Annotated in this window: 10 protein-coding genes; 3 read left to right on the top strand and 7 right to left on the bottom strand. The window is 63.9% G+C overall.

The window, feature by feature from the left end; genetic code table 11:
- The 7 genes from IVB47_RS02970 to IVB47_RS02940 form a co-directional block, all read right to left on the bottom strand.
- On the bottom strand, nucleotides 1-1,160 hold a 1,160-nt coding region (locus IVB47_RS02970), incomplete at its 3' end, for an ABC transporter substrate-binding protein (protein ID WP_247459732.1).
- A gap of 120 nt (nucleotides 1,161-1,280) precedes the next feature.
- Nucleotides 1,281-2,516: an ABC transporter substrate-binding protein gene (locus IVB47_RS02965; RefSeq protein WP_027570167.1), complete on the bottom strand. Its 1,236-nt coding sequence runs from the start codon at nucleotides 2,514-2,516 to the stop codon at nucleotides 1,281-1,283.
- Nucleotides 2,517-2,536: 20 nt separating this feature from the next.
- Nucleotides 2,537-3,562, bottom strand: coding sequence for a branched-chain amino acid ABC transporter permease (locus IVB47_RS02960; RefSeq protein ID WP_247459730.1), 1,026 nt, complete (start codon nucleotides 3,560-3,562; stop codon nucleotides 2,537-2,539).
- A gap of 2 nt (nucleotides 3,563-3,564) precedes the next feature.
- Nucleotides 3,565-4,443: a branched-chain amino acid ABC transporter permease gene (locus IVB47_RS02955; RefSeq protein WP_007599708.1), complete on the bottom strand. Its 879-nt coding sequence runs from the start codon at nucleotides 4,441-4,443 to the stop codon at nucleotides 3,565-3,567.
- A gap of 12 nt (nucleotides 4,444-4,455) precedes the next feature.
- Nucleotides 4,456-5,169, bottom strand: coding sequence for an ABC transporter ATP-binding protein (locus IVB47_RS02950; protein WP_007599709.1), 714 nt, complete (start codon nucleotides 5,167-5,169; stop codon nucleotides 4,456-4,458).
- The gene (locus tag IVB47_RS02945) at nucleotides 5,166-5,963 is read right to left on the bottom strand and encodes an ABC transporter ATP-binding protein (protein ID WP_007599710.1); all 798 of its coding nucleotides are present in this window, start codon (nucleotides 5,961-5,963) and stop codon (nucleotides 5,166-5,168) included. Before IVB47_RS02945 ends, IVB47_RS02950 begins: the two co-directional genes overlap by 4 nt.
- A 66-nt stretch (nucleotides 5,964-6,029) precedes the next feature.
- Nucleotides 6,030-6,896 carry an IclR family transcriptional regulator gene (locus IVB47_RS02940; RefSeq protein WP_007599713.1) on the bottom strand — a complete coding sequence of 289 codons (867 nt, stop codon included), beginning with the start codon at nucleotides 6,894-6,896 and terminating at the stop codon, nucleotides 6,030-6,032.
- 128 nt (nucleotides 6,897-7,024) lie between these two features.
- Between IVB47_RS02940 and IVB47_RS02935 the strand changes: the two genes are divergently transcribed.
- The 3 genes from IVB47_RS02935 to IVB47_RS02925 all read left to right on the top strand — a co-directional run bounded on the left by IVB47_RS02935 (nucleotide 7,025) and on the right by IVB47_RS02925 (nucleotide 12,198).
- Nucleotides 7,025-9,121 (top strand): 3-hydroxyacyl-CoA dehydrogenase NAD-binding domain-containing protein, encoded by a 2,097-nt coding sequence (locus IVB47_RS02935; protein ID WP_247459727.1) that lies wholly within the window; start codon nucleotides 7,025-7,027, stop codon nucleotides 9,119-9,121.
- Between the two features lie 198 nt (nucleotides 9,122-9,319).
- Nucleotides 9,320-11,014, top strand: coding sequence for a dicarboxylate--CoA ligase PimA (pimA, locus tag IVB47_RS02930; RefSeq protein WP_247459725.1), 1,695 nt, complete (start codon nucleotides 9,320-9,322; stop codon nucleotides 11,012-11,014).
- Nucleotides 11,011-12,198, top strand: a complete 1,188-nt coding sequence (locus tag IVB47_RS02925) for an acetyl-CoA C-acyltransferase (protein WP_247459723.1) — start codon at nucleotides 11,011-11,013, stop codon at nucleotides 12,196-12,198. Before pimA ends, IVB47_RS02925 begins: the two co-directional genes overlap by 4 nt.
- Nucleotides 12,199-12,301 lie beyond the last annotated feature (103 nt).

The raw sequence follows: 12,301 nt of genomic DNA, 5'->3' as shown, positions 1-12,301 counted from the left end.
ATCTGGAGCTGCTCGATCGGGGCGAAATTATCGGCTGCGGTGTTGATCTTGATGCCGGGCAACAGGGTGTCGGGCTCGAAATCCTTCAAGGAAGCGGCCTGCTTCATGACGTTGTCGCGGGTGAGATCGTCGCCGCACATTTGCAGCACCTTCACCATGGTCTGCGCGGCGGCATAGCCGAACACCACGCCGGCATCCAGCTTGTTGGCCTTGGGATCGTATTTGGCGAGGAAGTTGTAGAACTTCTTCATGCCGTCGTCGGCATTCCATTGCGGGTCGGACCCGTCCTTGGTGTAGCTCGCCGACAGGATCCCTTGCGAGATCTCGAGCCCCGCCGGCTCGAGCACGCCGCCGACCGAGGCCGAGACGTTGGAGATGATGTGGACCGGATGCCAGTTGATCTCGGCCGCCTTCTTGATCGCCTGTGCCGCAAATTTCGGCGTGGTGATGCTGACGAAGATGTCGGCGCCGGAGGCCTTCAATTTCACGACGTGCTCGTCGATTGCCGGCTCCGACGTGTCGTAGCTGTCTTCCAGCACGATCGTCGAGGCCTTGGGCCCAAGGCCGTCCTTCAGTCCTTTCAGATAGTCCTTGCCGAAATCGTCGTTCTGGTAGAGCACGCCGATCTTGCCGTCCGACTTCTCCTTCATGATGTACTTGGCGTAGATGCGCGCCTCGCTGGCGTAGCTCGGCTGCCAGCCCATGGTCCAGGGATATTGCTTCGGATCGTTCCACTTCGAAGCGCCGCTCGCCACGAACAATTGCGGCACCTTCTTCTCGTTCATGTATTTGCGAATGGCGCCGTTGGTGGAGGTGCCGAGCGAGCCGAAGATCAGCAGCACCCCGTCGCTCTCGACCAGCTTGCGGGCCTGCTCCACCGTCTTCGGCGGCGAATAGCCGTCGTCGTAGGAGATAAACTTGATCTTGCGGCCGCCGATGCCGCCCTCGGCATTGATCTTGTTGAAATAGGCTTCCTCGGCCTTGCCGATCGCCGCATAGGCGGAGGCCGGGCCGCTATAGGGCATGATGTTGCCGATCTTGATCTCGGTATCGGAAGCGCCGCTGTCGTATTTCTTTTGCGCCAGGGCCGGGTTGCCCATCGCAGTGCACAACGCGAATGCGGCCAGAACGCCCGCAACCTGAAATCGAACGGCAGTCATCTTTCTCCACCCGGAACGGATCGCCGCCGCATTGAACAAGAATGATGCGGGACGTCAACAAAAAGCCCCCGCGATCGTTCGCGGGGGCTTCTCGACGTGTCGGACTATAGCGTCAGAGTGTCACTCGGTGGCGATGTCGCCGCTGATGATCTCGCCGAAGAGTTCCCACTTCTCGCCCTTGAAGCGCTGCATCTGGAGCTGTGCGATCGGGGCGAAGTCGGTGGGGCCGGTGTTGATCTTGACGCCGGGCAGCAGGGTGTCCGGTGCAAAATCCTTCAACGAGGCCGCCTGCTTCATGATGTTGGCCCGGGTCAGATCGTCGCCGCACATTTCCAGGACCTTGGTCAGCGTCGACGCCGCGCCGTAGCCATAGACCATGCTGGTGTCGGACTTGTCGGCACCCGGCATGTACTTGTCGACGAACTCGTTCCACTTCTTCATGCCGGGGTCGTTGGCCCACTGCGGGTCCGTGGAGTCCTTGGCATAGGCTGCCGACAACACGCCCTGCGAGGCCTCGAAGCCGGCCGGCTTCATCACGCTGCCGACCGAGATCGACACGTTGGTGAGGATCTGCAGCGGCTTCCAGCTCAGCTCGGCGGTCTTCTTGATGGTCTGGGCGGCGAACTTCGGTGTCGCGTAGATCAGCAGGACGTCGGGATTGGCCGCCTTGATCTTGACGATGTGACCGTCGATCGAGGGCTCCGACACCTCGTAGCTCTCTTCCATGATGATCATGGACGCGCCCTTGGCGCCCAGGCCGTCCTTGGTGCCCTTGAGGTAGTCTTTGCCGAAATCGTCGTTCTGATAAAGGATCGCGATCTTGGCGTCCGGCTTCTCCTTCAACAGCCATTTCGCGTAGATCTGCGCTTCGCTCTGGTAGGAGGGCTGCCAGCCCATGGTCCAGGGGAAGTTCTTCGGGTCGTTCCACTTGGTGGCGCCGGTGGCGACGAACAGCTGCGGGATCTTCTTGGCGTTCAAATACTTCTGGATCGCGCTGTTCGAAGGCGTGCCGAGCGGGTTGAACACGACGATCACTTCGTCGCTCTCGACCAGCTTGCGGACCTGCTCGACGGCCTTCGGCGGCGAATAGCCGTCGTCATAGGTGACGAAGTTGATCTTGCGGCCGTTGATGCCGCCCTTGTCGTTGATCATCTTGAAATAGGCTTCTTCGGTCTTGCCGATGATGCCATAGGCCGACGCCGGACCGCTATACGGCATGATGTTGCCGATCTTGATCTCGGTATCGGACGCGCCGGTGTCGTATTTCTTCTGGGCAAATGCGGCGCCGGAGGTGAGAGTGATGACCGCCGTTGCCGTCACCAGCGCAGCGGTTCGCAGTGTTCTTTCAAAAAACAATTCGGGTCTCCTTAGCTTAATCAACGGGTTGTCAGTTCTTTGAGCCGGCCGACGAGCTGCTGGCCCATGATCGCGATCTGCCTCGCGCCGTGCGGCACGAGGTAGATGACGGCGAACAGGAGTACGCCGAATACGGCGCCGGAGAGGCCCTTGGAGATGCCCTCCGCCATGTTCGGCACGAAGATGATGAAAGCTGCGCCGACGAACGAGCCGGGCAGCCAGCCGACGCCACCGACGACCATGCCGAGGAACAGCGAGATCGCCAGCGTGATCGTGTAGCTGTCGGGCGCGACGAACTGCACGGCGATGGCGCCAAGCGAGCCGGCAACGCCGGTGATGCCGGCGGACACGCCGAAGGCCAGCGTCTTGTACAGTGCGACGTTGACGCCCATCGAGGAGGCCGCGATCTCGTTGTCGCGGATCGCCATGAAGGCACGGCCCGAGCGGGAGCGCAGCAGGTTTACCGAGAAGATGTAGATCGCGAGCACGACGGCGAGCGAGAAGTAGTAGAGCCAGGTGTCCTGCGACATCGGCAGCCCGAACGGCGCGTCGGGCTTGGTGACGACGAGGCCCTGCACGCCGCCCGTCCAGTGCTCGAGGAAATTCAGCTTCAGCAGCTGCGGCATCGCGGTGGCAAGCGCAAAGGTCGCGAGCGCGAGATAGACGCCCGATAGCCGCAGCGCCGGCTTGCCGAACAGGTAGCCGAATGCGAAGCAGACCGCCGCGGAAATCGGAATTGTCAGCGCATAATTGACGTTGAAGTACTCCATCAGCACCGCCGACGTATAAGCGCCCACGGCGTAGAAGGCGCTCTGGCCGAGCGAGAACTGGCCGGAGCCGCCCGTCAGGATGTTCAAGGCCAGCACCGCGAGCCCGTAGATCAGGAGCATCGTCATCTGGAAGATGATGAAGTTCTTGACGAACACCGGCACGATCAACAGCACCGCCAGCACTAACAGGGAGGTGCCCGTGCCCAGCGTCATCGCCCGCTTCGGAACCGCCTCGACGGCCGGGGCTTCCGTGACGACGTCTTCTGCAGCGCTCATGATCAAACTCGCTTGACGATTTGCCGGCCGAACAGGCCAGCGGGTTTGACGACCAGGACGGAAATGATCAGCGCGAGCGCGATCGGGAGCTTCAACTCGTTGCCGACGCCGGGAATGTAGGTGCCGGCGAGGTTTTCGAAGACACCGACCAGGAAGCCGCCGACCACGGCGCCGAACGGGCTCGTCAGTCCGCCGAGCACCGCCGCGGCGAAGCCGTAGATCAGCACGCCGCCCATCATGTTGGGCTCGAGGAACACGACCGGTGCGATCAGCATGCCGGCGATCGCACCGATCGCGGACGCCATGCCCCAGCCCAGCGCGATCATCCAGCTCGTGTTGATGCCGACCAGCCGGGCCGATTCAGGTACGGAGGCGGCCGCGCGCATGGCGAGGCCGATCTTGGTGTACTGGAAGAAGAAGTAGAGGCCGAGCAGCAGCAGCACCGTCACGCCGATCATGCCGGCCTGGTGGGTCGAAATCAGCTGGCTGCCGAGGAACGGCGAGGAGCCGAACGGGGTCGGATACTGCTTGATGGTGAAGTCCCAGATCAGGCCGGCCGAGGAGTTGATGATCGCGAACAGCGCGATGAAGCCGGCGACGTTGGTCAGCACCGGCGCCTTGGCGAGCGGCTTGAACAGGATGCGCTCGATCGCGATGCCGCCGACGAAGGACAATGCCAGCGTGATCACGAAGGCGGCCCAATAGGGAATGCCCCATTGCATCAGCTGCCAGGAGATGAAGGTCGAGAACATCGCCATCTCGCCCTGCGCGAAGTTGAGATGGTCGATCGCCTGGTAGATCATGACCACGGCGAGCGCCATGCAGGCGTAGATCGCGCCCGTGGCGATGCCGGCCAGCACTTGGTTGGTGAACAGCTCCATCGTGCCGGCTCCTCAGTAACCCAGGTAGGATTTGCGGATTTCTTCGTTGTTCGCGATGTCCTTGGCGTTGCCCGACATCACGATGCGTCCGGTCTCGATCACATAGGCCTGGTCGGCGAGCTCGAGCGCGAGCTGGGCGTTCTGCTCGACCACCAGGATCGACACCTTGTCCTCGCGATTGATCTTGCCGAGGATACCGAACAGGTCGCGCACCACCAGCGGCGCCAGGCCGAACGAAGGCTCGTCCAGCAGCATCAGCCGCGGCCGCAGCATCAGCGCGCGGGCGACCGCGAGCATCTGCTGCTCGCCGCCCGAGAGCGTGCCGGCCTGCTGGGTATGGCGCTGCTTGAGCACCGGGAAATGCGCATACATGCGCTCGATGTCGGAGACGATCCCGGCGCTGTCCTTGCGGGTGATTGCGCCGAGCTGGAGGTTTTCCTCCACCGTCATGGTGGTGAAGGTGCCGCGGCCCTGCGGCACATGGGCGATGCCGAATCGTACGATGCTTTCGGTGGAGCGGTTGTTCAGCGGCTTGCCGTCGAACTCGATGCCGCCGGTCGAGCGCACCATGTTGCAGATCGCGCGCAGCGTGGTGGTCTTGCCGGCGCCGTTGGCCCCGAGCAGCGTGGTCAGCGATCCCTCGCTGAGCGAGAAGGAGAGGCCGTGGAGCGCCTGGACCTGGCCGTAATAGGCGCGCAGGTCCTTGACGTTGAGCAGTGTCGTCATTGGTCCTTGCTCCCGAGATAGGCCTTGATGACGTCGGGATCCGCCTGCACCTGGGCCGGCGTGCCTTCCGCGAGCTTCTTGCCGAAATTCAGCGCGACGACGTGGTCGGCGATCGACATCACGAGGCCCATGTGATGCTCGACCAGCAGCACGGTCATGTGGCGCTCGTCGCGGATGCGGCGGATGAGGTCGCCGAGCACGTAGACTTCCTCGTGGTTGAGGCCGCCGGCGGGCTCGTCGAGCAGCAGGATCTTCGGATCGGCAGCGAGCGCGCGCGCCAGTTCGACGCGCTTCTGCGTGCCGAACGGCAGGCCCGACACGACGGTGTGGGCGACGTCCTCGAGGTCGAGATAGGCGAGGATCTCATGCACCTTCTTGTTGACGTCGCTCTCGCTGCGGCGAACCCAGGCCAGCCGCAGCGAGTCGCTGATGATGTCGCTGGAGGTGCGGGCATGGGTGCCGACGCGGACATTGTCCATCACCGACAAATTCGGAAACAGCGCCACGTTCTGGAAAGTGCGGCCGATGCCGATCTCCGCGATCCGGTGCGGCGGGCGCGTCAGGATGCTTGCGCCCTCCATCAGGATGTCGCCGGACGACGGCTGGTACAGCCGCGAGAGGCAGTTGAAGAGCGTGGTCTTGCCGGCGCCGTTAGGGCCGATCAAGCCGAGGATCTGGCCCTTGTGCATGTCAAAGGACACACCGTTGAGCGCGACGATGCCGCCGAACACGACGCTGACGTCGCGAACCGCGAGCAGGGGCGATGTCCCCTGCGCGAGCTGTGCCTGCGTCATCTCGTCTCGCCCACTCTGTTCGGTGAGCGAAGGAGCGATGTGAACCGCTCTCGATGACAACAAAGGCTATCTGATCCCCTCGGCCACACGCGCAACTTTCCCTCCTGATTTCAGCTTTTTGCTGACGTCTTTTTTGGAATGCGGCATCAGACCCCCAAGTGCCGCTTCGATGTTCCTTACCATCGCAAGCAGACGCGGTCCAATGTCGTTGATCAAACGCTCTTCCGTGAAGCGGAATGCCGGCGCGCCGCAATTGAATGCGTAGGGGCCGGTTCCGTCGTTGAGCCTGAGTGCGACGCCGGCGGCGCCGATGTCGTCGTGCCAGTCGCCGACCGAAATCGCAAATCCGTATTTCGCGACCGTCTCGCCGGAACGTTCCAGCCCGTCGCGCATCTTTGGCCAGCGGCTGCCGTAATGTTCGCGCAAGACACGAGACAGTTCCGCCCGATCGTTCTCCTCGAGCGCCCAGAAATAGGCGCGGCCCATCGCGCTGGTTGCAATCGGCACGCGGGAGCCGACGTCAAGTTGAACGCCGACCGTCTCGCTGCCGCGGCTTTGCCCGAAATAGATCATGCTGTGACGGTCGCGGCCGCCGACGGCAACGGCTCCGCCGGTCGCGCGCATCATTTCCTCGCGGAACGGTTCGGACAAATGCCGAACGCCGAGATTGGACAAGGCGGCGTAGCCGAGCGCCATCGCGGCCGGCGCAAGCTGATATTTCTCGAAGCGGGGAACCGGCGTCAAATAGCCGAGCTTGGTCAAGGTATAGGTCAGCCGCGAAACGGTCGGCTTCGGCAAATTGGTACGGGCCGCGATTTCCTGATTGCCAAGAAGTCCGTCGCTGGGCTGGAATGCGCGCAATACGTCTAGTCCGCGGGAAAGCGCGACGACGAAATTCCGATCGGTCGCGGTCTTCTTTCCTGTACGCTTCATCCCAGATCTGCTTCTTGCGCGGAGTCGTTGACAAGCCACGTGCTTCAAAATAACCCTGCCGTCAAGATGCGGAATTAAATTCCGCAGTGCGAAATTGAACAAAAGTTACCCCACCAAGGAGGGACACCGTGAGCGAAGTGGTCAAGCTTGAGCGTCATGACGAAGTCGGGATCGTCACGGTCGACAGCCCTCCGGTCAACGCGCTGAGCGCCGCGGTTCGCGGCGGAATTCTGGAGTGCATCAAGGCCGCAATCGCCGATCCCGCCATCAAGGGCATCGTGCTGACCTGTGCCGGCCGCACCTTCATCGCAGGCGCCGACATCACCGAATTCGGCAAGCCGCCGAAGGCGCCCGCCCTCAACGACGTGCTTTCCGAGATCGAGAATTCACCGAAGCCGGTCGTGGCCGCGATTCACGGCACTGCGCTCGGTGGCGGCCTCGAGGTCGCGCTCGCCTGTCATTTCCGCGTCGCGGTGAAGGAAGCCAAGCTCGGCCTGCCCGAGGTGAAGCTCGGCCTGCTGCCGGGCGCCGGCGGCACCCAGCGCCTGCCGCGCGCAGTCGGACCGGAGCTCGCGGTCAAGATGATCGTCGGCGGTGATCCGATCGGTGCGGCGGAAGCTCTGAAGAACGGCCTTATCGAGGAGATCGTCGAGGGCCCGGCCGCCGGAGGCGAAGCCTTCGTACGAAAGCTGCTGGCTGAAAAGCGTCCTCTGCGCCGTCTGCGTGACGACGACTCCAAGATCGCGGCGGCCAAGGTCGATCGCTCGATCTTCACCAACGCGGTCGCCGCCATGACCAAGAAGTCGCGCGGCCTGGAAGCTCCGTTCGCGGCGGCTGACGCCGTCGGCTACGCCATCGACCTGCCGTTCGACGAAGGCCTCAAGAAGGAGCGCGAAGGTTTCCTGAAGCTCGTCGCCAGCGATCAGTCCAAGGCGCAGCGTTATGCCTTCTTCGCCGAGCGCGAGGCCAGCAAGATCGCCGGCGTTCCTGAGGGGACCAAGCCGCGGCCTGTGAACCGCGTCGCCATCCTCGGCGCCGGCACAATGGGCGGCGGCATCGCGATGTCCTTTGCCAATGCCGGCGTTCCCGTCACCCTGATCGAGACCGGCGAGGAGCAGCTCAAGCGCGGCATGGGCATCATGCAGAAGAACTGGGAAGCGACCGCTGCGCGTGGTGGCATCCCGGCGGATGCGCCCGCCAAGCGCATGGCGCTGATCAACGGCGTCGTCGGCATCGAGAACGTCGGTGATGCTGACCTGGTGATCGAGGCCGTGTTCGAGACCATGGCGGTGAAGAAGGAAGTGTTCGGCAAGCTCGACCAGTACGTCAAGCCGGGCGCTGTGCTCGCCTCCAACACCTCGTACCTGAACATCGACGAGATCGCGAAGTCGACCAAGCGTCCGCAGGACGTGCTCGGCATGCACTTCTTCTCGCCCGCCAACGTCATGAAATTGTGCGAGATCGTGCGCGCCGACAAGACCGCGCCGGATGCCCTTGTGACCGCGGTCTCGATCGCGCGCAAAATCGCAAAGGTGCCGGCCGTGGTCGGCGTCTGCGACGGCTTTGTCGGCAACCGCATGCTGGCCCAGCGCGGCAAGCAGTCCGAGAAGCTGCTGTTCGAAGGCGCGCTTCCGCAGCAGGTCGACGCCGTCGTGACGAAGTTCGGCATGCCGATGGGGCCGTTCGCGATGGGTGACCTCGCCGGCCTCGACATCGGCTGGCGCTCGCGCAAGGACCGCGGCATCAAGTCGGAGATCGCGGACGCGCTCTGCGAAGCCGGGCGCTTCGGCCAGAAGACCGGCAAGGGCTATTACAAATACGAAGCCGGCTCCCGTTCGGCGCTGCCCGATCCCGAAGTCGAGAAGCTGATCGACGAGACGCTCCTTCGTTTGGGCCGCAAGAAGCGCGTCGTCAGCGACGACGAGATCCTCGAGCGCATGATGTACCCGATGATCAACGAGGGCGCGAAGATCCTGGAGGAAGGCATCGCCGCGCGCCCGTCCGACATCGACGTGGTCTGGCTCTATGGCTATGGCTGGCCGATCTACCGCGGCGGCCCGATGTTCTGGGCCGACACCGTCGGCCTCAAGCACATCGCCGATCGTCTCTCCTTCTATGCCAAGGAGACCAACGATCCGAGCCTCGAGCCCGCGCCACTGCTGAAGAAGCTCGCGGCCGAAGGCAAGACCTTCGCGTCGCTCGCGGCGGGCTCGAAAGCGGCGTGATTGGATTGGGGTGGCTGTGATGTCTCGCCCCGGGCAACGCCCTCTCCGTTCCCTCCCCCCTTGTGGGGGAGGGTCAGGGAGGGGGATAGCCCCGGGCGCAGACGTTTGTGGCCACCCCCTTCCCCAACCCGTCCCCACAAGGGGGAAGGGAGCCCGTCTGTCCGTGCCCGCCTCACGTTTGCAAAGTAACGGCCTTCAATGACCCATCCCGGCGAACAGTTTTATCCCGAGGGCGTGCGTTGGGACGACGCCATCGTCCAGGGCACGCTCCCTGACCTGCTGTCGAAAGCCGCCGCTGACTACGGTGCGCGCACCGCGCTCGAGTTTCGCGATCGTCCGATTAGCTACACCGAGCTCGCCGCGATGGCGGAGCGTGCGGCTGCCGCGTTCCTGCGCGCCGGCTGCGGCAAGAATACTTCCATCGCGCTGTTCCTCGGCAATACGCCGGACCATCCCGTCAATTTCTTCGGCGCGCTGAAGGCCGGCGCCCGCGTCGCGCATCTCTCACCGCTCGACGGCGAGATCGCGCTGACGCACAAGGTCTCCGATTCCGGTTCGCGCCTGCTCGTCACGTCCAACCTCGCGGCGCTGCTGCCGACCGCGCTGAAATTCCTGGAGAAGGGCCTGATCGACCGCCTGGTGGTCTGCGAGGACAATAATTGGGGTAAGGTCGGCACGCCGCAGGCTGCGATCCCCAGCGATCCCCGCATCGTCACCTTCAAGGCCTTTGTCGAGGGCGCCACCGCGCCGGCAGAGTGGCCGCAAGTGAGCGCCGACGACGTCGCGCTGCTGCAATATACCGGTGGCACCACCGGCTTGCCCAAAGGCGCGATGCTGACCCACGGCAATCTCACCTCGGCCGTGTCGATCTACGACGTCTGGGGCAAGCCGTCGCGCGCGACGCGTGGCGACGTGGTCGAGCGCGTGATCTGCGTGCTGCCGCTGTTCCACATCTATGCGCTCACAGTCGTGCTGCTGTCCTCGCTCAGGCGCGGCAATCTGATCTCGCTGCATCAGCGTTTTGACGTCGAAGCGGTGATGCGCGACATCGAAATCAGGCGCGCCACTTATTTCCCCGGCGTGCCGACGATGTGGATCGCGATCGCGGCCCTTCCCGATCTCGACAAGCGCGACTTCTCCTCGCTGGCCACCATCGGCTCCGGCGGCGCGCCGCTGCCGGTGGAGGTCGCAAATTTCTTTGAACGCAAGGTCGGCAAGAAGCTCCGCAGCGGCTGGGGCATGACCGAGACCTGCTCGCCCGGCACCGGCCATCCGCCGGTTGGTCCCGACAAGCCGGGCTCGATCGGCCTGATGCTGCCCGGCATCGAGCTCGACGTCGTCGCGCTGGACGATCCGACACGCGTATTGCCGCCGGGCGAAGTCGGCGAGATCCGCATCAAGGGCCCGAACGTCACCAGGGGCTACTGGAACAAGCCCGAGGGATCCGCGGAGGCCTTCGTCGACGGCCGCTTCGTCACCGGCGACATCGGCTATGTCGATAGCGACGGCTATTTCTTCCTGGTCGACCGCAAGAAGGACATGATCATCTCCGGCGGCTTCAACGTTTATCCGCAAATGATCGAGCAGGCGATCTACACCATACCAGGCGTGCACGAGGTGATCGTGCTCGGCATTCCCGACTCGTATCGCGGCGAGGCCGCAAAGGCCTTCATCAAGCTCAGGCCCGGCGCAAAGTCGTTCTCGCTCGACGAGCTGCGCGCGCAGCTCGTCGGCAAGCTCGGCAGGCACGAATTGCCGGCGGAGGTCGAATTCGTCGACGATCTGCCGCGCACGCCGGTCGGAAAGCTGTCGCGCCATGAGTTGCGCCAGCAGCAGAAACCATCACAATCCGCCCAACTTGCCACCCGACTTGCATCAGGAGATCGCTCTTGACCGACGCCGTCATCGTTTCCACCGCCCGCACCCCGATCGGCAAGGCTTATCGCGGCGCGCTCAACGCTACCGAGGGCGCAACCCTGCTTGGCCACGCCATCGGCGCGGCCGTCGCGCGCGCCAAGGTCGACCCCAAGGAGATCGAGGACGTCGTGATGGGCGCAGCCCTGCAGCAGGGCGCGACCGGCGGCAACATCGCGCGCAAGGCGCTGCTCCGTGCCGGTCTCCCCGTCACGGTCGCCGGCACCACCATCGACCGGCAATGCGCCTCGGGACTGCAGGCGATCGCGCTCGCCGCACGTTCGGTGATTTTTGATGGTGTGGAGATCGCGGTCGGCGGCGGCGGCGAGTCCATCTCGCTGGTGCAGAACGACAAGATGAACGGCTTCCATGCGCAGGACCCGGCGCTGCTCGAGATCAAGGGCGAGGTCTACATGCCCATGATCGACACCGCCGAAATCGTGGCCAAGCGCTACAGCATCTCACGGGAGAAGCAGGACGAATATTCGCTGGAGAGCCAGCGCCGCACTGCCGCGGCCCAGCAAGGCGGCAAGTTCAAGGATGAGCTCGCGCCGATCACCACAAAGATGGCGGTGACCGACAAGGTGACCGGTGCAGTCTCGTTCAAGGACGTCACGCTCTCGCAGGACGAGGGCCCGCGCCCCGAGACCACAGCTGAAGGTCTCGCCGGCCTCAAGGCCGTGCGCGGTGAAGGCTTTTCGGTCACCGCCGGCAATGCCAGCCAGCTCTCTGACGGCGCCAGCGCGAGCGTGATCATGAGCGACAAGGAAGCGGCGAAGCGCGGGCTGAACCCGCTCGGCATCTTCCGCGGCTTCGTCTCCGCCGGCTGCGAGCCGGACGAGATGGGCATCGGCCCCGTGTTCGCGGTGCCGCGCCTGCTCAAGCGTCATGGCCTCACCGTCGACGACATCGGCCTGTGGGAGCTGAACGAAGCCTTCGCGGTGCAGGTGCTGTATTGCCGCGACAAGCTCGGCATCGACCCCGACAAGATCAACGTCGACGGCGGCGCGATCGCGGTGGGCCATCCCTACGGCATGTCGGGCGCGCGCCTCACCGGCCACGCTCTGATCGAAGGCCGCCGCCGCAAGGCGAAATATGCGGTCGTCACCATGTGCGTCGGCGGCGGCATGGGCGCGGCGGGGCTTTTTGAGGTGTTGCAGTAGTTCTGGTCCAGTAGCCGTCGTCCCGGCGAAAGCCGGGACCCATACTCCGCAGCAGGAGTTTGGCGCACGAACAACAATGGCCTTCGCATAACGAAGGCCGGTG

It is taken from the genome of Bradyrhizobium sp. 62, from assembly GCF_023073035.1.
GTDB lineage: Bacteria > Pseudomonadota > Alphaproteobacteria > Rhizobiales > Xanthobacteraceae > Bradyrhizobium.
This window is presented reverse-complemented; position numbering and strand designations above follow the sequence as displayed.

What these genes read in the sequence shown, in the direction of transcription:
- IVB47_RS02945 (WP_007599710.1), bottom strand. Translation starts at nt 5,963, where the DNA reads ATGACGCAGGCACAGCTCGCGCAGGGGACATCGCCCCTGCTCGCGGTT.
- IVB47_RS02960 (WP_247459730.1), bottom strand. Translation starts at nt 3,562, where the DNA reads ATGAGCGCTGCAGAAGACGTCGTCACGGAAGCCCCGGCCGTCGAGGCG.
- IVB47_RS02950 (WP_007599709.1), bottom strand. Translation starts at nt 5,169, where the DNA reads ATGACGACACTGCTCAACGTCAAGGACCTGCGCGCCTATTACGGCCAG.
- IVB47_RS02955 (WP_007599708.1), bottom strand. Translation starts at nt 4,443, where the DNA reads ATGGAGCTGTTCACCAACCAAGTGCTGGCCGGCATCGCCACGGGCGCG.
- IVB47_RS02940 (WP_007599713.1), bottom strand. Translation starts at nt 6,896, where the DNA reads ATGAAGCGTACAGGAAAGAAGACCGCGACCGATCGGAATTTCGTCGTC.
- pimA (WP_247459725.1), top strand. Translation starts at nt 9,320, where the DNA reads ATGACCCATCCCGGCGAACAGTTTTATCCCGAGGGCGTGCGTTGGGAC.